This window comes from Brevundimonas sp., assembly GCF_029946145.1.
Classification (GTDB): domain Bacteria; phylum Pseudomonadota; class Alphaproteobacteria; order Caulobacterales; family Caulobacteraceae; genus Brevundimonas.
The window spans coordinates 40245-61112 of sequence record NZ_JAQSDY010000026.1; the positions used below are offsets into that span (position 1 = coordinate 40245).

Annotated in this window: 21 protein-coding genes, 1 tRNA gene and 1 pseudogene; 7 read left to right on the top strand and 16 right to left on the bottom strand. The window is 68.7% G+C overall.

What is annotated here, in order from left to right:
- Positions 1 to 3: 3 nt before the first annotated feature.
- Entirely contained in the window at positions 4 to 1254 is a 1251-nt protein-coding gene (locus PSV23_RS11475; RefSeq protein ID WP_300469047.1) for a hydrolase, read from the bottom strand.
- A gap of 104 nt (positions 1255 to 1358) precedes the next feature.
- Here PSV23_RS11475 and PSV23_RS11480 point away from each other — a divergent pair, with 104 nt between their 5' ends.
- Complete coding sequence (locus PSV23_RS11480) at positions 1359 to 1880, top strand: hypothetical protein (protein WP_300469050.1); 522 nt, start codon at positions 1359 to 1361, stop codon at positions 1878 to 1880.
- On the opposite strand, the gene PSV23_RS11485 is transcribed toward PSV23_RS11480, so the two are convergent.
- The 4 genes from PSV23_RS11485 to PSV23_RS11500 all read right to left on the bottom strand — a co-directional run bounded on the left by PSV23_RS11485 (position 1877) and on the right by PSV23_RS11500 (position 9425).
- Positions 1877 to 6100, bottom strand: a complete 4224-nt coding sequence (locus tag PSV23_RS11485) for a translocation/assembly module TamB domain-containing protein (RefSeq protein ID WP_300469052.1) — start codon at positions 6098 to 6100, stop codon at positions 1877 to 1879. The two genes, PSV23_RS11480 and PSV23_RS11485, sit on opposite strands and share 4 nt — an antisense overlap.
- On the bottom strand, positions 6097 to 7887 hold the full coding sequence (locus tag PSV23_RS11490; RefSeq protein ID WP_300469055.1) for an autotransporter assembly complex family protein: 1791 nt from the start codon (positions 7885 to 7887) through the stop codon (positions 6097 to 6099). The genes PSV23_RS11485 and PSV23_RS11490 overlap by 4 nt, the downstream gene beginning before the upstream one ends.
- Before the next feature lie 49 nt (positions 7888 to 7936).
- The gene (locus tag PSV23_RS11495) at positions 7937 to 8197 is read right to left on the bottom strand and encodes a hypothetical protein (RefSeq protein WP_300469057.1); all 261 of its coding nucleotides are present in this window, start codon (positions 8195 to 8197) and stop codon (positions 7937 to 7939) included.
- A 145-nt stretch (positions 8198 to 8342) separates the two neighbouring features.
- Positions 8343 to 9425, bottom strand: coding sequence for a CaiB/BaiF CoA-transferase family protein (locus PSV23_RS11500; protein WP_300469059.1), 1083 nt, complete (start codon positions 9423 to 9425; stop codon positions 8343 to 8345).
- Between the two features lie 109 nt (positions 9426 to 9534).
- On the opposite strand from PSV23_RS11500, the gene PSV23_RS11505 reads away from it, so the two are divergent.
- Both PSV23_RS11505 and PSV23_RS11510 read left to right on the top strand, forming a co-directional pair.
- Positions 9535 to 9611 (top strand) — tRNA-Lys (locus PSV23_RS11505).
- Positions 9612 to 9832: 221 nt separating this feature from the next.
- Positions 9833 to 10387 carry a hypothetical protein gene (locus tag PSV23_RS11510; protein ID WP_300469060.1) on the top strand — a complete coding sequence of 185 codons (555 nt, stop codon included), beginning with the start codon at positions 9833 to 9835 and terminating at the stop codon, positions 10385 to 10387.
- Here PSV23_RS11510 and tgt read toward each other — a convergent pair.
- The 3 genes from tgt to queA all read right to left on the bottom strand — a co-directional run bounded on the left by tgt (position 10384) and on the right by queA (position 12948).
- Positions 10384 to 11499, bottom strand: coding sequence for a tRNA guanosine(34) transglycosylase Tgt (gene tgt, locus PSV23_RS11515; RefSeq protein WP_300469061.1), 1116 nt, complete (start codon positions 11497 to 11499; stop codon positions 10384 to 10386). The genes PSV23_RS11510 and tgt overlap by 4 nt on opposite strands.
- A 61-nt stretch (positions 11500 to 11560) precedes the next feature.
- A complete protein-coding gene (locus PSV23_RS11520; protein ID WP_300469062.1) occupies positions 11561 to 11845 on the bottom strand; it encodes a hypothetical protein in 285 nt (94 codons plus the stop codon).
- Positions 11846 to 11859: 14 nt separating this feature from the next.
- Complete coding sequence (gene queA / locus PSV23_RS11525) at positions 11860 to 12948, bottom strand: tRNA preQ1(34) S-adenosylmethionine ribosyltransferase-isomerase QueA (protein WP_300469065.1); 1089 nt, start codon at positions 12946 to 12948, stop codon at positions 11860 to 11862.
- A 149-nt stretch (positions 12949 to 13097) separates the two neighbouring features.
- On the opposite strand from queA, the gene PSV23_RS11530 reads away from it, so the two are divergent.
- On the top strand, positions 13098 to 14225 hold the full coding sequence (locus tag PSV23_RS11530; protein ID WP_300469069.1) for a sensor histidine kinase: 1128 nt from the start codon (positions 13098 to 13100) through the stop codon (positions 14223 to 14225).
- Positions 14226 to 14256: 31 nt separating this feature from the next.
- Positions 14257 to 14361, top strand: a pseudogene (locus PSV23_RS11535) (hypothetical protein); the annotation flags it as partial.
- A 52-nt stretch (positions 14362 to 14413) separates the two neighbouring features.
- On the opposite strand, the gene PSV23_RS11540 reads toward PSV23_RS11535, so the two are convergent.
- Entirely contained in the window at positions 14414 to 14908 is a 495-nt protein-coding gene (locus PSV23_RS11540; RefSeq protein WP_300469076.1) for a DUF305 domain-containing protein, read from the bottom strand.
- Between the two features lie 100 nt (positions 14909 to 15008).
- Between PSV23_RS11540 and PSV23_RS11545 the strand changes: the two genes are divergently transcribed.
- Both PSV23_RS11545 and PSV23_RS11550 read left to right on the top strand, forming a co-directional pair.
- Positions 15009 to 16682 (top strand): lysine--tRNA ligase, encoded by a 1674-nt coding sequence (locus PSV23_RS11545; RefSeq protein ID WP_300469079.1) that lies wholly within the window; start codon positions 15009 to 15011, stop codon positions 16680 to 16682.
- A gap of 123 nt (positions 16683 to 16805) precedes the next feature.
- Entirely contained in the window at positions 16806 to 17282 is a 477-nt protein-coding gene (locus tag PSV23_RS11550; protein ID WP_300469082.1) for an SH3 domain-containing protein, read from the top strand.
- A gap of 89 nt (positions 17283 to 17371) precedes the next feature.
- On the opposite strand, the gene PSV23_RS11555 is transcribed toward PSV23_RS11550, so the two are convergent.
- The 7 genes from PSV23_RS11555 to PSV23_RS11585 form a co-directional block, all read right to left on the bottom strand.
- Positions 17372 to 18007, bottom strand: coding sequence for a helix-turn-helix transcriptional regulator (locus PSV23_RS11555; RefSeq protein ID WP_300469084.1), 636 nt, complete (start codon positions 18005 to 18007; stop codon positions 17372 to 17374).
- A 64-nt stretch (positions 18008 to 18071) separates the two neighbouring features.
- The gene (locus tag PSV23_RS11560) at positions 18072 to 18500 is read right to left on the bottom strand and encodes a hypothetical protein (protein WP_300469086.1); all 429 of its coding nucleotides are present in this window, start codon (positions 18498 to 18500) and stop codon (positions 18072 to 18074) included.
- A gap of 44 nt (positions 18501 to 18544) precedes the next feature.
- Positions 18545 to 18973, bottom strand: coding sequence for a hypothetical protein (locus PSV23_RS11565; RefSeq protein ID WP_300469088.1), 429 nt, complete (start codon positions 18971 to 18973; stop codon positions 18545 to 18547).
- Between the two features lie 89 nt (positions 18974 to 19062).
- Positions 19063 to 19401: a hypothetical protein gene (locus PSV23_RS11570; RefSeq protein WP_300469090.1), complete on the bottom strand. Its 339-nt coding sequence runs from the start codon at positions 19399 to 19401 to the stop codon at positions 19063 to 19065.
- 37 nt (positions 19402 to 19438) lie between these two features.
- Entirely contained in the window at positions 19439 to 19858 is a 420-nt protein-coding gene (locus PSV23_RS11575) for a hypothetical protein (protein WP_300469092.1), read from the bottom strand.
- A 59-nt stretch (positions 19859 to 19917) separates the two neighbouring features.
- Entirely contained in the window at positions 19918 to 20319 is a 402-nt protein-coding gene (locus PSV23_RS11580) for a PaaI family thioesterase (RefSeq protein WP_300469094.1), read from the bottom strand.
- Positions 20316 to 20786 (bottom strand): PaaI family thioesterase, encoded by a 471-nt coding sequence (locus PSV23_RS11585; RefSeq protein WP_300469096.1) that lies wholly within the window; start codon positions 20784 to 20786, stop codon positions 20316 to 20318. Before PSV23_RS11585 ends, PSV23_RS11580 begins: the two co-directional genes overlap by 4 nt.
- Positions 20787 to 20868: the final 82 nt, after the last annotated feature.

Here is a 20868-nt window from a genome sequence, read left to right on the forward strand (position 1 = left end):
GGGTTACATCGTCTCCAGACGCAGGGATTTCAGCTTCAGGGCGTCAATCTCGCCCGAGGCGATCTTGCACAGTATCAGGGCGCTGAGCCGGGCGCGTTCGACGAAGCTGGCGGGCCAGGCGAACTCCTGATCCGAATGGATGTCGCCGCCGAGGACGCCGAGCGTGTCGACATTGGGCAGGCCGGCGGCGTGCAGGTTGTTGCCCTCGCAGACCCCGCCCGACGGCTTCCAGGCCACGGTCTGGCCCAGCAGGGCGCCCGTATCGCGCACGGCCTCGAACAGGGCCGTCTGGGACGCGTCCATCGGCTTGGGCGCGCGGGTCATGCCGCCGTGCAGATGCACGGTTAGTCCGGGGAAGGGGAGGTCGGCGATGATCTCGCGAATCGCGGCCTCGATCCAGTCCGAGGCGGCCTTGTCGGGAACGCGGACGTTGAAGCGGACCACGGCGTTGTCGGCGACCACGTTGAGGGCCCCGCCGCCGGATATCTTCGCGACATTGACAGTGACGCCGTCGCGCCGACCGTTCAGGGCGTGCAGGCCGGCGGCGAGGATTGCGGCCCCGGCGACGGCGTTGGCGCCCTCGTGGAAGGCGCGGCCGGCATGGGCCGCCTTGCCCGACACGATCAGATGATAGTTGCCGCTGCCCTTGCGCGCCCCGGCCAGCGTGCCGTCGGCGAGGGCGGGTTCGTAGGTCATGCCGATGTGGCCGCGCGCGCCGAGGTCCGCCAGCAACGGCGCCGAGGCAGGAGAGCCGATCTCCTCGTCCGGGGACAGCAGGACGGTCCAGCCGACGCGCTCCCGGTCGGGGCAGGTCTCGAAGGCTTCCAGAGCCGCCAGCATGACGCTGATCCCGCCCTTCATGTCGGCGATGCCCGGTCCGTTCAGCGCGCCGTCCGGACGGGTCGAGACGGTCTGGAAGCCGCTGTCGACGGGGAAGACGGTGTCGTAGTGGCCGGTCAGGACGACCTGGATCGGCGCCTCGGGCCGGGCGGTGATCTTCAGGGCGTCGGCGTGGGCTTCGGTCCGCACCGCGCCGTCGTCGCCGACCGAGGTCGAAGCCTGGGTGGCGATTCGTTCGACCGTGGCGGGCAGACGGGCGGCTTCCGTCTCGAGCCGATCCAGCATCAGGGCCAGACCCACGGCGTTACGGCTGCCCGAGTTGACGCCGGCCCATTCGACGGCCCTGCCGACGATGGCGGCTTCGCGCGCCGCGACATGGTCGAGCGCGAGCTGGTCGGAGGGCTGAATTCGCATGCCGGCGGACCCTAGCGGGGCCGACGGCAAAGGTGAAGGAGGCCCGGGTATCGACTCGTCTCCGCTCGGGGTAGGCTCGCGACATCCTCGGGAGGAACAAGAGAATGACCGATCTTATCAAGGCGATGAACCCCACCGCGCCACTGACGACGGAGGATGTGGCGCTTGCGGCCGCCCGGGTCAGCGCCGTCGGCATGGTGATAGGCGCGATCAATCAGGCGGTGGCCGGCTGGTACGCGTCGACGCCGGAGGCGGTCGAGGCAGCCGGCCGAATGGTCGAACAGTTTACCGGTCAGGCGCCCGACCCCGCCGCCCTGGCGCAGCAGTCCCAGATCGGTCTGGGCATGACCGGCGCCTTTGTCGTGCTGCAACTGGTCCTCGCGTTCGTCCAGTGGCGGAAACCGAACCAGGTGCTGCCGATCCTGTTCCTGGTTCTGGTGATCTGGGGGCTGGGCGGAGCGCTTATCTCGATCTTCGCGCCCGCGTTCTCTGGCGGCCAGCCGATGTGGCTGACGGTGTTCACCCTTGTCGCCCTGTCCGTCGCCGCGATCATGCATGTCGCGGCGATCCGGGGCGCCAGCGCCCTGGACAAGATCCGGACAAACGCCGCGAAATACCAAGCCTAGCGGTTCGGGCGCCGGTCCTCGCGATCGGCGCCCGGCTGCCGTGACTGGCGGCGCCAGCGGATCGACAGACTGGCCTCGCCCTGTCCGCCGAATTTCGAGCTGATGGTCAGGTTGCGGCGCACCTGCCATTCGACGTTCACGGCCGCGCCGCTCTCCCCGCCGCCGATGATCTCCAGATAGACATTGTCGTTGATATAGCGCCCGCCGGCGACGGTGAGGCCCGACGCCTCGCCGCCGAACGACAGCCGGTCGAGACCGGCCAGTTCGCGCAGGTTGCCGATGACGTCGAAACCGCCACCGCCCGCGAGGGCCGCGACGCCCGCCGCCAACTGGGCGGCCTCGAACGCCGACAGCTGGGACGCCGACCGTCCGAACAGCACCTGGGACAGGATTTCGTCCTGGGGCAGGGCGGGGGTCGAGGTCAGGGCGATCTCCGGCCTGGCCGCCGTTCCCGTGACGCGAATGGTGGCCGTCAGCGCCGGGTCGTCGCGCGTCGCGGTGAGGTCCAGCCGGATGAGTTCAGGATTTGTCGACAGGCTGACCGTTCCGCGCTCGTCGAACACGAACCGCTTGCCGGCGAAATCGTAGTCGCCGCGCACGACCCGCGCCGTGCCGCTGAGGATCGGCCGGCTGATGGTGCCCGTCACCCGGGCATTGACGTTCATCTCCACGTTCAGGCCGCGGCCGACGACGCGCACATCGCCGCCGGGAGACCGCAGGCCGATGTTGAGGCCGAATTGAAGTCCACGCTGCTGGTTCTGCTCCTCTTCCGGGACATCCCCCCCCGGCTTGTTGATCTCGACCACATCCATGCGGACGATGCCGTTCGAGCCCGGCGGATTGGCCTCGATGCGGGCTTCGTCGATGTCCATCTCGCCTGTCAGGGTGATGTTGCCGTCCTGGCCGCGCGTCACGGTAAGAGGTCCGGACGCCCGGGCCTCGGCAATGTCGTTGTCGATGATCCGGAACCGGTTCAGCAGCAGCTGGAAGCTGGAGCCGGACCCCTGTCGCAGGCCTATGCGCCCGTTGCCTGTCACCGAGCCGCCCGCGCCGTCCACCGCGCTGAAGGCTTCCACGAGGCCCGTGGTGTCGTCGAAGCGGCTGGCGAGGGTGACGTTCTCAAGCCGCACGCCGGTGGCGCTGTCGCGGAAGGTTCCCTGTTGCAGGTCGAGCCGTCCGTTGATGCGCGGTTCGGCGAGTGATCCAGCCAGGGTGGCGCGGGCGTTCACCTGACCGGTCAGGGACCGCTCGCCGCCGGCCAGCAGGTCCCAGATCGGCTGAATCTGGCCCTGGATGGAGACGTCGCCCGACATGGCGCCGGTGCGCACGATCGCCAGCCGCAAGGGAACGGCCGACGCCACCACGGGCAGGGTGACGTCCGCCGTGGCGCGGACGGCGTCGCCGTCATTGGCCTGGGCCTGAACCCGCAGGGTGTGGTTGACCAGGATCGCGTTCAGCGTTCCATCGACCGCCAGGCCACGCGGCGCATCGACGCTGCGAACGTCCTGCAGCGCCAGGTTGGCCGAACCCGACAGGTCGTCGCCGGCGCCCCGCAACGACAGGCGGCCGGTCATGGATCCGCGCATGTCGCGCACCACGGTTCCGAGGTCGACGCTGGTCAGATTGGCCTCGATGATGGCGGCGCGGGAATCCTGACGCAGTTCGCCCAGAAGGACGCCGCCGCCGATGCCGAGATCGACCCGCGCCACGCGTCCATCACCCGAAAGGGCGATGACGGCGGGGTTGCGCGTCGTGAAGGCGATCTCGCGGACCCGACCAGAACCCTCCAGCACCACCGACTGGGCAGCCCCTTCGCGGGAGTAGACGCCGGTTCCGTCGAAGGAGACCGGAGTCGCGCCGCCGATGTCGGTCTTGAGCGTGAAGGGCAGGCGCGACAGGGTCCCGCGGCCGTTGAGGTCGAGGGTCCGGATCACCCAGCCGGATCCCGTCAGGCGGACGTTGCGTCCTGTCACGTCCAGGATCGCCGTCTCCGCTCCGTCGCCGTCGGTCAGACGGACACGGCCGTCGGCGGTCCCCGAAGCGAGGAAGGCGCCGGGCCGTGCGGTGAACGTCAGGTCGGCGCTGGACGGGAAACTGTTGGACAGGGCGATCGCGCCCTGGGCCGTGACGCCGCCTGCGTTCAGATCCACATCCGTGAGGCGGATGCGGTCGCCGCCGAGGAAGAAATTCCCGCTGGCGCGTGCGGGTCCATAGTTCGATCCGGCGGTCAGGGCGATGCGGCCGTCGGAGGCGTCGGCGCCGCGCCGGAAGCTCAGCACCATGTCCGCATCCGTCAGGACCAGCGCACCGGCGCTCAGCTTGCCGAATTTCGCCGTCAAATCCGCTCTGGGCCGGGCGAGGGTGCCGGTCAGGGCTCCGTCCCCGGTCATCGCCCCGTCGATGGCGACCGGACCCACTCCGAAAGGACCTCGGGCGTTCCAGTTCAGCGCCAGCCGCAGCCGCCCGTCCCCTTCGATCAGACCGCGCGCGCCGGCGGTCCCCTGGGCTCCGGTCAGCACGGCGCGTTCGACCTCGATCCGCCCGCCGTTGAGCGCGCCGGTCAGCTGGAGCCGCGGTGTCGTGCCGAGGAGCCGGTCCAGTTCCGCCATGCCGGTCGCCAGCCCGCGGCCCCGGGCGTCGAATGTCAGTCGCCACGGCTGTCCCGCCCGCGTCATGGAGGCGGTGATGGGGCCGCCGAACGCGCCGCGCGCGCCCTTGCGGAGGCGGGAGACGTCGGTGATCCGGGCCTCGCCGCGGAATCCCAGACCGCCCGTCAGGCTTCGGCCGCCCGATCCGGACAGGGTCAGCGCCTGGCCGGTCGCCTGCACCCGCTCCAGCAGAATCGCGCCGTCCGCCAGCCGGGCCGCTTCGAACGAGACGCGTGGCTGGCTTCCCAGAAGACCGCCCACGATTCCGGCATTGGAGCCGCCGGCGGCGCGAATGTCGCCGTCCAGATCCAGCCGCCCCAGGCGCATGCGAGCGTTCAACGGCCCGCTCACACGCCGGGCCCGGTAGCTCGAGACCTCGACAGCCAGCAGGTCCGCCGATCCCGTAAGGGCCCATGCAGAGACGTCGCCCTTGAACAGTCCCTTCCAGGCTGCCGGCCCCGCCGCGCGCTGGCCGACCAGGCGGGTCAGGGAAGGCGTCGATATGTCCAGGGTGACGCCGGCCGGACTGCTGCGGTCGCTTAGCCGGATGTCGCCGCTGGCGCTGGCGTTCAGATTGTCGGCGATCAGCCGCCAGCCGACACCGTGCAGGCCATCCCTGTCGCTGTCGGTCGAGGTGGCGAAGCCGAACCGGGCCGTGCGGCCGATCCGCCGGGCAAACGGCGCCAGCAGGTCTGATCCGGAGAAGTCGGCGAAGCCGGAGATCCGCGTCAGGTTCCCGCCGTACCGTCCCTTGATCACCAGGGGAACGAAGTCGCCGGTGCGGACCGTGGCGTCGATGACCGAGCCATTGACCACCGCCGTGGCGAAGAACGGTCTGTCCGGCGAATAGCCCAGCGCCCCCGCGATGGGGCCGCCCTGCGCCTCGTTGGCGCGCAGGTTCAGCCGCAGGTCGGTGATCTTCGCTCCGAGCGTGGCGTTGACGCGCAGATAGTCGCCGGGCCGGCTGTTGCTGGCGGCGTTGATGATCGCCTTCTTCGGGCCTTTCCGCGGCACATCGGCCTCGCCCGACAGCCGCCAGCGGCCATATTCCTGGCTGAAGCCTTCCAGCAACTCGACGTCGGCGGAGAAGCGGTCGATATCGACCGACAGGGGCTGGGGGCCGGGCGGGGTGGTCGTGGGTTCGACCTCAGGGCGCCGGATCAGACGAATGACCTGGGCTTCGACATTGGTGGCGTGGAACTCGCGCGCCATCAGCGGCCACCAGTCCCAGTCGACGCGAACCTTGCGGGCTTCCAGCCAGACGCCCCTGGCGTCGGTGACGGTGACGCGGTCGATGGTGAAGTCATCGAACAGGTCGCCGCGCACGCCCTCGACATTGATGCGGCCGTAGCGGCCCAGCTTCTTGCCGGCGACGAAGCTGGTGACCAGCTCGCGGCCCGGGCCGGACAACAGATACATGCGTCCGCCGACCATGACGACGATCAGCAGGGCCGCGATGACGGCCGCCGCCATGCCGCCGAAGAAGGCGATGGCCTGCAGGCGCGTGCGCTTCCTCTTCGCCGTCTCGGCCGGCGTGTCAGGTGTTTCCACAGGAGGCGGGGCGTCGGTCAAAACGCCTGTCCGATACTGACATAGACCTGAAAGTCCGCGTCGCCCTCACGGCGGTCCAGCGGGAAGGCGATATCGGCCCGGATCGGTCCGAACGGCAGCTTGTAACGGACGCCGAAGCCGGCGCCGTAGCGCAGGTTGCCGAAGTCCGGCGTTTCCTGGAAACCGATCGCACCCGCGTCGACGAAAGCCACGGCCTGGAAATTGCGCCAGACGTCGCGGCGAATCTCGACCGAGGCCTCGATCAGGCTGAGGCCCCCGCGCGGCGTGTTGTCGGGAAGGCGCGGTCCGACGCCCTGGTATTCAAAACCCCGCACCGAGCCGCCGCCCCCCGAGTAAAACAGGCGATCGGACGGAATGGTCAGTTCGGCGCCGCCAACGATGGAGCCGAGGCGGGCGCGTCCCGCCAGCACGGTCTTCGCGCCGTCCTGAAGCGGCAGATAGGCGGTGACCTGGGCCTCGGTGCGCAGGAAGATGGTCGTATCCTCGCCAGACACGGCGGTGGGCTGGGCCCAGGCGGACAGCCGCCAGCCGGTCGTCGGATCGAGGGGATCGTTTGACCGGTCCAGGAAAGCGCTGGCCCGGCCGGTGAGGATGATCAGATCACGGTCGAAATTGATCGGCAGCCGGGTGACCGGATCGAACCGGTTCTCGTCATATTTGCCAGCATCGAAACCGACTCCGTAGCTGATGTATGACGTCTTGCCGAGGCGCTGCTGAAGGTCGGCGGCCAGGGACAGGGCTGTGCGGCGATAGGCGTCCGTATCCTCGTTCAGCACGGCCGCGGACAGCCTCAGGGTCTCGCCCGGCCGCCGCCAGTGCGGCAGGCCCAGACTGACGCCCAGCCGGCTGTCGACATCGGCCGCCCGCGCCTGCCAGACGATGGTGTCGGCGCGTCCGAAATGGTTGTGCCAGGTCCAGATCAGGTCGAGGCCCGATCCTTCGGCCGTCGAGAAGGTCGCGCCTGCCTCCAGGATCCGACGGGGGCGGTCGGTCAGGGTGACGACGATGGGGCGGTTGCCGTTGCTCAGGTTCTGCTCGCGGGGCGCCAGGGCCACGCCGACGCCGTCATAGACGCCGGTTTCCAACAGCCGCCGCTCCAGCTCGGCGACGTCCTCGGGATCGTAGACCTCGCCTTCGGACCACGGCGCCAGGCTCGTCACCCAGGCGGGATTGGTGGGGCCGCGGGTCTCGAGCCGCACACCGTCCAGACGCACCAGGGCGCCGGACGAGATTCGATAGCTGGGCTGGACGGTGAAGGCCGCATGGTCGACGACGACACGCCGGGGCTCGGCCGCCGCGTCGGCATAGCCGCGACGCGTCAGGGCGGCGACGACCCGGCCCTCGGCGGCGATGACGTCGCCGGCCCGGCCGGCCTGGGCGGCTTTGACCGCGACTTCGTGGAGTGCGGCGGTCTCCGATTCGGCGTCCGGCGCGGGAGCGGTCCACTGCACGCGGGGATCGGTCAGCACGAACCGTCGGCCAGGCGTGACGTTGACGATGGCGACGGGATTTTCCTCGCCCTCGACCGCATCTTCCAGCACGGGCTGGTAATAGCCCTCGGACCTCAGCAAGGCCTCGGCGGCCTCCATGGCGCCGCGCGCGCGCCGGCGGGCTTCAAACCGGTTCGAAGGCGGATCGTCGACCTCGCCGACGGCCCGGACAAGCTGCGCGCGAAGCTCGGCGTCCATCTCGCCGCGGATCTGCGCGCGCGGGTCTGCATGGGCGGCGGACGCGAGAAGAGCGAGACCCGCCGTGCTGACGAGAAACAGGGCGTGCCGTGGCGTCAAACTGAAACTTTCGTCAGGGCAGGGAGCCGCCGCGCGATCGGCGGCCGGATCAGTAGAAGAGGGTTTCGCTTTCGGGTTTGACCGACTCTTCGGACGTCCGCTTCTCGGGAGGAAGGGTGGTCGAGTCCACGGGCGGCGTGTCGACCGCGCTGGGGGCGGCGACCGGGACGCCGGCGTCTTCGGCGGCGGGGGCGACCGGTTCGTCCATCGTGATGTCAGCGGTTTCAGGCTCGTTCGAAGCCTGGGGATCGTCGCAGGCCGCGGCGGTCAGGGCGCTGGTCAGGACCAGACAGGCGATGAGTCGTTTCATGGATGGCGTCTCCCCCGGATCGGCCTTCCAACGCGCGACCGGTTCGCCCGTTCCATAGCCTTGAACGGGGCGAGGGTCACCACGCCAGGCGGCGGCAGGACAAGATTTTGCAGCCCTGTGTCGGGGGAGTCCACGTCGCGACTGCTCAGCTCCAGCGGGCCAGGGCCTCGGCGACCGACAGGGCGGCTCCCTGGGGTTCGGGAGGCGCGTTCGATCCCGCGAACCTGGGGGCCGGGGCGGGCTGGGGCGGGCGGGTGGCGCTGAAGGTGTTTCGAGCGGCGTTGTGGGGATGGAGCGGCGCTTCGGCGAGCGACAGCACCGGGGTAACACAGGCGTCGGAGCCTTCGAACAGCGCCGCCCAGTCGTCGCGGTCCCGGGTCGCGAAAGCCGCTTCCAGCCGGGCGTGCAGCGCCGGCCAGTTCGCCATGTCGTATTGCGGGGCTTCGTCCTCGCGGAGGCCCAGGCCTGTCAGCAGGGCGGCGTAGAACTGCGGCTCCAGGGCTCCGACGGCGACGAACCGGCCGTCGCGGCAGGCGAAGCAGCGATAGAAGGGGGCGCCGCCGTCCAGCAGATTGGCCCCGCGCGCATCGCTCCACAGGCCGCGGCCCGCGAGCGCGTGGAACAGGCTCATCAGCAGGGCCGAGCCGTCGGTCATGGCGGCGTCCACGACCCGCCCGGCGCCGGTGCGTCGGGCTTCCAGGAGCCCGGCGAGTACGCCGGTGACCAGCATCATGGCCCCGCCGCCGTAGTCGCCGATCAGGTTCAGCGGCGGCCGGGGCGGCCGGTCGGGCTCTCCCATGGCGTGGAGGGCCCCGCTCAGGGCGATGTAGTTGATGTCATGCCCGACCTCCGCCGCCTTGGGCCCCGTCTGGCCCCATCCGGTCACGCGGCCGTAGACGAGACGCGGGTTCCGCGCCGCGCAGACGTCGGGTCCGAGACCCAGCCGTTCCATGACGCCGGGCCGAAAACCCTCGATCAGGCCGTCCGCAACGGCGATCATGTCGAGGATCCGGGCCTGGTCCCCAGCGTCCTTCAGATTGACGGCGACGGATGATCGTCCGCGATGAAGAACCTCGCCGCCCACGTCGGAGAACACCGGTGCGCCCGCGCTGGCGCTGCGTGTCAGGCGCAGCACGTCAGCGCCGAGGTCGGCCAGGACCATGCCGGCGAAGGTCACTGGCCCGAGGCCGTCGAACTCGATGATGCGCAGGCCGGACAGGGGTTTCATGACCGATGCCTAGCCCGGAGCCCTCAATCCGTCGACCCGGCGCTTGACCCGGACGCCGGATTGCAACAGAAGGCGCGTCGCCGGGTCGCGAACGCGATCCCGCAGGTGTGCGTCCTTAGCTCAGTTGGTTAGAGCATCTGACTTTTAATCAGAGGGTCCTCGGTTCGAGCCCGAGAGGACGTACCACCCCCTCTTCAGCACCGGGCGTCAGCGCGGCTTCGGCCGGCGCGCGCGGCACTTCTTGCAGACCAGGGTCCCGGGCTTGGTGCGGCTGTATTTGAAGTCGTGTTGGCACTGCTGCTGCGCGAACCACGTTTTTATGAACTGAAACATGCAGTGGGAGCCTAACCGGATTTGCGCAGCCGTGAAGCGCTTTCGCCGCGACGCCTGCCGTGGTTGAAGGAGGGATGCGCCCGACCCTGTTCATGCTCGCGATCGCGACAGTCCTCGCCGGCTGCCAGGCCGGAGGTTCGGCCATGGACGGCGCGCGCCAGTTCGGGGCGGGGCTGGGCGCCGCGGCGACAGCGCCGCTGGATGACCTGAACCTGCGGCGGGAGTACATCCCGACCGTCCTGTTGCAGGCCGAGGCCAACCCCTACGACCTGCGCAACCTGACCCGGTGCGCCACCATCGGGGCCGAGATCGCCCGACTGAACGAGGCGCTGGGGCCAGACACCGACGAGCCGCCCGCGCCGGACGGCTCGTACCTCAGCGAACGGGCGGCGGATGCGACGGCGGAGGCGGCGCTGGACGCCGTCCGGGACGCCACGACCGACTTCATCCCGGGCCGCGGCTGGATCCGCCGGCTTTCGGGCGCGGAGCAACACAGCCGCCACGTCCAGTCCGCCGTCCAGGCGGGGCGGATGCGGCGCAGCTTCCTGAAAGGGGTGGGAATGCAGCGCAACTGCGCCCCGCCCGCCGCTCCGGCGTGGTTCCGCCCGCGGGGCGGCAGCCAGCGCTAGCCGTTGGAGGTATGCCGGGCGTGGAAATCCCGTCGGAAGGCCTCGAAACGGCCCTCGGCGATCGCGGCCCGCATCGCCGCCGTCAGGGCCTGGAAGAAGGCGATGTTGTGCCAGCTCAGCAGAACCTTGCCGAGGATTTCGTCGGCGCGGATCAGGTGATGCAGATAAGCTTTTGAATATTGGGATGAAGCGGGGCAGGCGAGGGTAGGGTCCAGCGGGTCCTGGTCCTCGGCGAAGCGGGCGTTCTTGAGGTTCATCGGCCCTTCCCAGGTCCAGGCCTGGCCGTGGCGGCCGGCACGGGTAGGCAGGACGCAGTCGAACATGTCGACGCCGCGCCAGACCGCCTCCACGAGATCAACGGGCTTGCCGACGCCCATCAGATAGCGGGGGCGGTCGGCGGGCAGCATGTCGGGCGCATAGTCCAGGACGTCGCACATGGCCTGATGGCCCTCTCCGACGGCCAGGCCGCCGATGGCGTAACCGTCGAAGCCGACCTCGCGCAGTCGGTCCGAGGACTCGCGGCGCAGATTTCTGAAGGTCGAGCCCTGCTGGATGCCGAACAGGGCCTGGGTCTCGCGCACGCCGAAGGCGGCCTTCGAGCGCGCGCCCCAGCGGGCCGACAGTTCCATGGCGGCGCGGGCGGCGGGCTCCTCGGCCGGCCAGGAGACGCACTGGTCCAGCTGCATGGAGATGTCGGCGCCGATGCGGTCGGCCTGGATCTCGATCGAGCGTTCGGGGCTGAGGACGTGTTTCGAGCCATCGATATGGCTGGCGAAGGTGACGGCCTCTTCCTTCACCTTCGAAATGCCGGCCAGGGACATGACCTGGAAACCGCCGCTGTCAGTCAGGATCGGCTTGTTCCAGCCCATGAATTTGTGCAGCCCGCCCAGCCGCTCCATCCGCTCGGGACCGGGACGCAGCATCAGGTGGTAGGTGTTGCCCAGGATGATGTCGGCGCCGGTCTGGGCGACCTGATCCACCGTCATGGCCTTGACCGTGGCGGCGGTGCCGACGGGCATGAACGCGGGCGTGCGGATGTCGCCGCGCGGGGTCTTCAGCACGCCGGTGCGGGCGCGGCCTTCGGTGGCGGAGATGTCAAAAGGAAAGGGCATGGGGCGGTGGCCTTAGCGCCTAAAGCCCGGCGCGTCACCTCGGAGCCCGGGCGGGCTTGGTTCAGGCCTTGGGCTGCCTCGGCAGGAAGCGACGCCAGCCCAGCACCACCGCGGCGCCGAGAGCCGAGATCGCCGCGTTCATGAACAGGGCGAAGCAGAGCAGGAAAATCAGCACACTGATCGCCCCGACCGGCGTCGTGGCCGGAACGCCGTTCATGTTGAAGAGCCCCGGAGAGAGCACCGCCAGAATCAGGCCCAGAAGGGTCGCGGCGACCTGAAAGCTCGCCGCGACGAGGAAGGTGGTCGTGAAGAGGCCGCCAAACGACGCTGTGCGGATGTAGTGCATGAAGTCCCCCCGGATCAGTCGGTCCGGAATAGCAGGCTGCCGTCCCCGTAGGAATAGAAGCGGTAGCCGTCCCTCACCGCATGGGCATAGGCCGCCTTCATCGTCTCCAGGCCGGCGAAGGCGCTAACGAGCATGAACAGGGTCGATTTCGGCAGGTGGAAATTGGTCATCAGCACGTCGACGGCGCGGAATCGGTAGCCAGGGGTGATGAATATCGCCGTATCGCCGTGGAAGGGCCGGATCTCACCGGCCTCCGTCGCAGCGCTCTCCAGCAGGCGGAGGCTGGTGGTGCCGACGCAGACGATGCGACCGCCGGCGGCGTGGACGGCGTTCAGGGCGGCGGCGGTTTGGGCGGAGACCTCGCCCCACTCGGAATGCATCCTGTGGTCGGCGGTGTCGTCGGCCTTGACCGGCAGGAAGGTGCCGGCCCCCACGTGCAGGGTCACCGCATGGGTCGAGACGCCCTTCGCCTCGATCGCCGCCATCAGGGCCGGGGTGAAATGCAGGCCGGCCGTCGGCGCGGCGACCGAGCCGTCCCATTTGGCGAACAGGGTCTGATAGTCCGACCGGTCGCGGTCGTCCTCGGCCCGTTTCGCGGCGATATAGGGGGGCAGGGGCATGACCCCGACATCGCGAATGGCCTCGTCGAGTGCAGGGCCCGCGAGGTCGAAACACAGGATGACCAGGCCGTCGTCGCCCTTGTCGACCGCGGTCGCGTCGAGGCGGCCGAGCAGGCAGGCGCCGTCACTCGCAGCGCCAAACCGGATGCGGTCCCCCGCCTTGATCCGCTTGCCGGGCTTCATGAAGGCCGACCAGACGTCGGGCGCGTCGCGGTGATGCAGGGTGGCCTCGACGGCGACGGTCAGGGTCTCGCCTTCCTGGCCGACCCGCTCGCGCACCCCCGACAGCCGCGCCGGGATCACCCGCGTGTCATTGAACACCAGGGCGTCGCCGGGGCGCAGGAAGTCGGGCAGGTCGCGGACGATCCGGTCTTCCAGCCCGCCGTCGCGCACCACCAGCAGGCGCGCGGAATCCCGCGGCTCGGCGGGGCGGAGCGCGATGTGGTCGTCCGGCAGGTCGAAATCGAAATCGGCGGTGCGCATGGGTTGGCGTCACGCACACGAGGCGATCAGTCAAGCCTTGGGAACTCCCCACGTTTGCCCCCGTTCAGGAGACCGTCGGTATGATCCGCGATTTGCGGAACCGACCCGGTGGGCGATAGATGATCTTCGCGCCGATGTGAGTTCGTTGAATGCCTGTCCCGATTGATGTCGCCGGCGAAGGTCGCGAAGCTCTCCGTCTTGACGCTGTCAGGCGCTATGACATCCTCGATACGCCTCCGGACGGGTCGTTTGATCGCCTGGCCGCCATCGCGGCTCGCCGGTTCAGGACGCCGATCGCCATCATCAGCATCGTTGACAACGACCGCATCTGGTTCAAGTCGCACCACGGCCTCGACGTTTCCGAGATCGATCGGGCGCCCGGTCTGTGCGCGTCTGCGATCCTGTCGACCGAGACCTATGTCCTGACCGACGCCAAGCTGGATCCCCGGTCACTGGCCAATCCGCTGGTCGCGGGCGAGTTCGGATTGCGGTTCTATGCCGCCGCGCCGCTGACCACCCATGACGGCTTCAACCTCGGGACGTTGTGCGTCATCGATTTCGAACCCCGCGAACCCGATGAGGGGGCCGTGAACGATCTCACCGACCTGGCCTCGGTGGTCATGGACCAGATGGAACTCCGGCGAGCCTCGCGACAGGCGGCCGCGCACGCGGATTTGATGTCGCGGGAGATCGACCATCGCGTCGCCAACAGCCTGCAGTTCGTCTCCTCCCTTCTGGTCATGCAAAGCCGCGCATCGGGGTCGATGGATGCCCCGGAGCAGTTGCGGATCGCCGCCAACCGGGTCGCGACCGTGGCCCGGATTCATCGAAATTTCTACGCCGAGGAGGGGATCGAGATTGAAGTCCTGGCCTTCCTGAGGCGGCTGAGCGCCGATCTGTCGGACGCCCTGGACCGCAAGATCACCGTCGAAGGCGCGGAGTCGCTCCTGCCTTCGGGGATGGTGCAATCGCTCGGACTGGTCGCCAACGAGCTGATCACCAACGCGGCCAAATATGGCGAGGGCGAGATCGGTGTGGAGTATCGCCTGATTAACGGCGTGCACGACCTCTGCGTCTCGAATGACGGACCGCCGCTGCCGGATACGTTTGACCCGGCCGCCAGCACCGGCCTTGGGATGAAGGTGGTCGTCAGCCTGACGGCGCAAATGGGCGGCACGTTGAAGTGCGAGCAGAAGAACGAGGACGGGGGTGCGCGGTTCAGGCTGACCTTCCCGCGACTCTGGCAGGGCTCGCGCGGCAGTGACGCGGGGCGGTGACCGCCGGCCCGTGTCCCTGCAAACCCCGCCCATGCTGCAGAACCTCGAAACCCTCGCGCGCGACGCCAGGTCCTCGCCGTTCGAACAGGCCCGAAATCTGCTGGCCCAAGTGCTTGAGAGGCGGCTGTCGGACAGGCGCGCGGGGACCACCCGCGTGTCGTGAAGACCAGGGCGCCCTTGCCGCCGCCTCACTGCGTCGCGGCGCTCGGCGGCAGGTCGGGGGCGCCGGCGGGCGGCGGTTCGCGTGACAGGTCGGCGATCAGGGCGTCCATCTCGGCGATCTCGCGCACCTGGGCCTCGATGATTTCGTCAGCCAGCTGTCGGACGCGGGGATCCCGGATATGGGCGCGTTCGCTGGTCAGAATGGCGATCGAGTGGTGGGGGATCATGGCCCTCATATAGGCGACATCCCCGACGGTCGCCTGACTGCGCACCAGCCACAGCGAACCGGCGAAGACCACGATGGAGAGGGCGATGATCGTCTGGTTGATCCGCGTCTTCTCATACATGGACCACATGAACCCCATCATGATGGCCGCCATGACCGCCCCCATCATCAGCGCCATGTACAGCCGCGTCTCGCTGAAGCGGACGTGGTCGATCTCGTAGGTGTTGAGAAACATCAGTCCGTACATGACGATGGTCGAGACGAGGATCATTGCGGCGAAACGGCGATAGGTCATGATGGCCTCTCTAAGAATGGGAGCGCCGGGATAACGCCTTCGTTCGTACCTTGATCCTCGCCGTTGACCCGCCGCCCCCGACCCTGCAAAGCCCCTTCCCATGCTGCAGAACCTCGAAACCCTCGCGCGCGAAGCCAGGTCCTGGCCGTTCGAACAGGCCCGCAATCTGCTGGACCATGTGCTGAAGAAGCGGCTCAGCGACGCAGAGCGGAATGCGGCGAAACTGCTGATCGACGCCGGCAAGGCCGACGAGGCGTTGGCGACGTTCGAGGCGCTGCGGGCGCCCGTGGTCTTCGAGACGGGCTACGGCCCGTCCGGCCTGCCGCATATGGGCACCTTCGGCGAGGTGGCGCGCACCACCATGGTGCGCAACGCCTTCCGCGCCCTGACCGGTGACCACTGGTCGACGCGGCTGATCGCCTTCTCGGACGACATGGACGGGCTGCGCAAGGTTCCGGAAGGCGTTCCCAATCCGGAGATGCTGGCCGAGGACCTGCACAAGCCCTTGACCGTGGTGCGCGACCCGTTCGGCACCCACGACAGCTTCGGGGCCCACAACAACGCCCGCCTGCGCGCCTTCCTCGACGGCTTCGGCTTTGAGTACGAGTTTCTGTCCTCGACCGAGCAGTACAAGTCCGGCCGCTTCGACGCGACGCTGCTGACCCTGCTGGAGCGGTTCGACGCGGTTCAGGCGATCATGCTGCCGACCCTCGGCGAAGAGCGCCGCGCCACCTATTCGCCCTTCCTGCCGGTCAGCCCCGTCACCGGCCATGTGCTGCAGGTGCCGACGCTGGAGCGCAACGTGGAGAAAGGGACCATCGTCTTCGACGATCCCGCCGGCGGCCGCACCGAAGTCCCCGTCGCCGGCGGCCATGTGAAGCTGCAGTGGAAACCCGACTGGGCCATGCGCTGGACGGCGCTGGACGTCGACTACGAGATGTCGGGCAAGGACCTGATCGAGAGCGTGCGCGAGAGTTCGAAGGTCTGCCGCGCGCTGGGCGGCGTGCCGCCCGAGGGGTTCAACTACGAGCTCTTCCTCGATGTCGAAGGGAAGAAGATCTCCAAGTCGAAGGGCAACGGCCTGACGATGGAGCAATGGCTGCGCTACGGCACGCCGGAGTCGCTGAGCTGGTACATGTTCCAGTCGCCGAAGTCGGCCAAGAGCCTGCATTTCAACGTCATCCCGCGCGCGATCGACGACTATCTGGCGGCCATCGAGGCCTGGAAGACCCAGGAGCCGGCCAAGCGGATCGACAACGCCGTCTGGTCGATCCACTCAGGCGCGCCGCCGGCCCACACCTCGCCGGTGTCGTTCGCGCTGCTGCTGAACCTGGTCGGCGTGGCCAATGCGTCCAGCAAGGCCCAGCTGTGGGCCTATTTCGCCAAATACCTGCCCGAGGCGACGCCGCAGACCGAGCCCCTGCTGGACCAGCTGATGGAGCGGGCGCTGAACTATTACGAGGACTTCGTGAAACCGACGAAGTCGTACCGCCTGCCCGACGACAGGGAGAAGGCGGCGCTGCTGAATCTGGCGGCTCGGTTGAAGGCCCTGCCGTCGGACACCACGGACGGCGAGCTGATCCAGGGCGAGGTCTACGCCGTCGGTAAGGAACACGCGTTCGAACCGCTGCGCGGCTGGTTCGGGGCGCTGTACGAGGTGCTTCTGGGCGCGTCACAGGGGCCGCGGTTCGGTTCGTTCGCGGCCATCTACGGCCTGCCCCAGACGATCCGGCTGATCGAGGCCGGCGCGAATGGCGAGCTGACCGCCGCGTGACATTCCGGGCGCGGCCCGTGGGTAACGTACATGAACCGAATATAACGGCGACGCACCGGGAGCCTTCATCCGCCACGGGGCATTGTGCCTGTCATCGACCAACCTCGATGAATTGGAGAGACCATGTCGAAGTTCATGAACACCACCCTGGCCACCGCCGCCGCCCTGGCAGCCCTGGTGACCGCGGTCCCGACCGCCTCGATGGCCCAACAGGCCAACGGCATCACCAACTGCGACGCTCCCGGCGGACGTCAGCGCACTGGCGCCCTGATCGGCGCGGTCATCGGCGGCCTGGCCGGCAGCCGGATTTCGTCCAATGAACGCACCCTCGGCGCCGTGGCCGGCGCGGGCGCCGGCGCCGCCGCCGGCTCCTACATCGGCTGCAACCAGCAGCGCGCCCGGGCCGACGCCACGGCCAGCAGCGGCGCCCAGTACCGCGCCACGTCCAATCTGCGCATCCGCTCGGGCCCCGGCACCAACTATCGCCAGGCGGGCTCGCTGCGCGCCGGCCAGCCGTTCGCCGTCATCGGCTCGCAGGGCGAATGGGTCCAGATCGCCGGCGGCGGTTGGGTGAACGCCAACTACGTCACCGCCAACTAGGGCGATCCGACACACAGACATCAAGGCCGTCCCGAGAGGGGCGGCCTTTTTTGCCGGGCGCTACCGCCTTTGGCTGCTTGAGCGCGCGCCTACTGGCTGACCCATAGCACCCGGCCCATCCAGACGATGTCGCGGCGGGGCAGGGTGCGGGGCTCATAGGCCGGATTGATGGAGGCCAGGGTCACCGAACGTGTCGTGATCGCCGCCAACTCCTTGGCGAGGGTTTCTCCGGACGTGGTGCGAACCACGACGCGGTCGCCCTTGCGCACGCGGGTCGCGTCGCGGTCGACCAGCACCCGGTCGCCCTCGCGATACAGCGGAACCATGGAATCGCCGTCGATACGGAGGCTGAACAGGGTCTCCTTCGGCTGCGGAAGTTCGGTCTGCTCCCAGCCGTCCCCGGTCGGCAGGCCCGCATCGTCGAAAAACCCGTCCTCGCCCGCGCGGGCCAAGCCCAGCATGGGCGCGGTGGAGGGCCGGTCGGGCGCATCCAGCGCCAGCGACGCGAAATCGCCCAGCGACAGCCCCGTCGCCTGAAGGATGCGGGTCAGGCTCTCGGTCGAGGGCCAGCGGGGGCGGGGCGGATCGCCGGGACCGAATCGCTTGGACGGGTTGAAGCTGGTCGCGTCCAGGCCCGCCCGCCGCGCCAGACCCGAGGCGCTGAGGCCCTCACGCCGGGCCAGGCCGTCGATCGCCTTCCATAGTTGGGCGTGGGACAGAGGCATGGGTCTCGCCTGGATCGAGTGGCCGATTCGGAGCAATCTACAGACCGGCGTTAGGAATATCCACCTATTCCAGACCGGCGGCGCGCCGGTCCCGCCAGGACCACAGCGTTCCCGCCGCGATGGCCAGCAGGATGCAGTAGCTGGCCAGATTGATCACGGCGTAAAAGGCCGCGAGGGGCGGGCGAGGATCAATGATCGTCAGGACGTGGCTCATGACGATCAGGGCCTGGAGCGCGGCGGCCCATACCGGCCATGAACGCCGGCTCTTCCAGGCGAGGGCCGCATAGACGCCCAGCATGACCGTATCGACAACCATCAGGCCCCACTGGGATCCCGAGAGCCGGCTGTCGTCCTGAAGCAGCAGCGACGCCAGCAGGCCCAGCGCAAAGGCGCCCGCGCCGACGCGCTCGGGCTCGTCGCCTTTCAGGAAGGCGAAGGTGACGACCGCGAGGGAAATCGCCGTGCCGATCGCGGCGTACAGGGTGTCAAACAAGCGCTTGGTCTCTCGCTGGCGGGACAGGTTCGGCGTTTGGCGGCCTACTCCAGCCCGGCGGCGCGACGTTCCTGCCAGGCCCAGAAGGCGCCGACCGCCATGGCGACCAGGACGCCGTAGTTGGCGATGTTGTTCATGGCGGCGAAGGCGTTCGACGGTGGCCGCAAATCAGCCAGCACGAGGATGTGACCCGTGACGATCAGGCTTTGAAACGCCGAGGCCCAGATCAGCCATGTCCGGCGGCTATGCCAGGCCAGTCCGAGAAAGACGACGAGCTGGACGCTGTCGAGCGCCATTCTGCCCCATAGCGGACCGCTCCGGGCCGTATCCTCAGGGAGAAACAGGCCGGCCAGGGTGATGAGCACATAGGCCCCGCCAGCGATCCGCTCCGGCTCGTCCCCCTTGATGAACATGAAGCTCACAATGAGGACCGCGAGGGCGATGCCGATCTGCACGTGAATAGAGTCAAACACAGAATCGCCCCCGCGCCGTTAAAGCACGAGGGCGACAATGCCTGAAATCAGCAGGCGGGAAAATGCCCGCTAGCGTACATTACCTCGAATTAAACCGCGCGGAGACGGCGCCCTTCGGTAACCGGGGGCTTTTCGTCGTCGGTCTTCGGCATCGGGCCGGCATAGACCCCGTAGCCCAGACGGCGATGGTCCTTGGCCAGTTCACCATGGCAGGCGACCAGAGCCTGACGGGCGGCGCTCAGGCTGGCGATCGCTTCGAGAGCCCGGGTTTGGGCGTCAGCACCCGCAACCGGAGAAACGCCGAGGGAGAGGCGGGCGCCGATCATTGACTGCACGAGGGTCGTGGCGCGAGCGATAGCTGCGTCGACGGACTGCTCGGCGGACGTCAGGTCGTCGGCGACGCTGGCGATAACTTGGGTCTTGGTCACAAAAAGCCTCCCACGGGAAAAACTGGTGAACGAGGTGTTAACATAAATCCGTTGTGTACGGTAGAGGTTTGTTCACCACGTCTGGCAGGTGGTTGTTAACCGGATCGGGCCACGCTCCCGGACCGTCCCCGTCCCCGCCGCCGCCGCCGATCGGAGGCGTGTCGCCCGGTTTGTCGACAGGCCCGACGGCCAGCAGGTCGAGGCCCAGCTTTCGCGCCAGGGCCGCGAGGGCGTTGTGGGTCTGAACGATCTGGGATCGGGCGGCGGACAGGGCGCCGATGGCGCCGGCGGCGCCGTCAAACGCGCGCTGGCCCGTGACGGCGGACAGATGGGCGTCCGCCCGGGCCGCCGGGAGCAGGGCGGCCAGCATCGCCGTCTCGACCAGCGCGCGGTCGATCGCGGTTTCAGCAGCATAGAGCCGGGCGGCCAGGGTTTCGCCGATGGATTGTCTGGTCATGATCGTCCTCCGGTGACCAAGCGTCACGGGAGGAGCCGAGCATGAGCGCTACTAGAACGCTACTCCAGGTCGTCTACTGCAAGTAGGAAGTGTGCGGTCAGGGCGGCGATGGGCTGTGCACGGTCGTCCTGCCAGGCCTCGGCCAGGACGTGGGCGACACGGCGCCCGGCCCGGCTGATGCGGGCGCTGGCGTGGACGTCCACCGGCCGACCCGAACGCAGATAGGCGACATTGACGTTGATCGGGCGCGGCAGGCGCAGCCGGGGATACAGCGCGGCCACCTGTGCCACCGCCGTCAGCTCCAGAAGGGCCGCGGTGGCGCCGCCGTGAAGGGCCGGCAGGATCGGGTTGCCGATCAGCCGGTCGGCGAACGGCATGGTCACGATCAGGCCGTCGTCCTCGCCGGCCGTGGTGAGGCCGAGAAACCGGGCGTAGGGCAGGCGGTCCAGCAGATCGGTCACTGCGCCGTCCCTCCGGCCCGCAGGTTGACGCCCATGCCGCGACCTTCGCCGGAACCCAGCATATAGGCGCTCTGGGCGGCGGCGACGGGGTCTTCGGCCGTGTCCTCGAAGGCCCAGGCGCGGACGAAGGCCACGGATCGGGTCAGGCGATAGCACCGGGCCTCGGCGATCAGATCCCGGCCGGTGGCCGCGGCGCGCATGTAGTCGACGCGGAGGTCGAGGGTGGCGATGGTTTCGAACCGGCCGAGTGCGATCCAGGTCGCCAATCCCCCGACGTGGTCCAGCAGGGTGGTGACCAGACCGCCGGACAGGACGCCGGTCTCAGGGTCGCCGACAAGATCCTCGCGCCACGGAACACGGATGCGGACGCGGTCACCGTCCACCCCGTCATAGGCGAAGCCGAGGGCGTGGGTGTGGGCGGCGCCGCTGGCCAGCTGGGGCAGCAGATCGAGGATCGAGGACGTCATGATCCGCTTCTCCGTCGCCGATGAAATGAGCGCAAGGCCGCCGGCTGCGTTGTCAGATGCGACATGACCGCCATATGCCCTC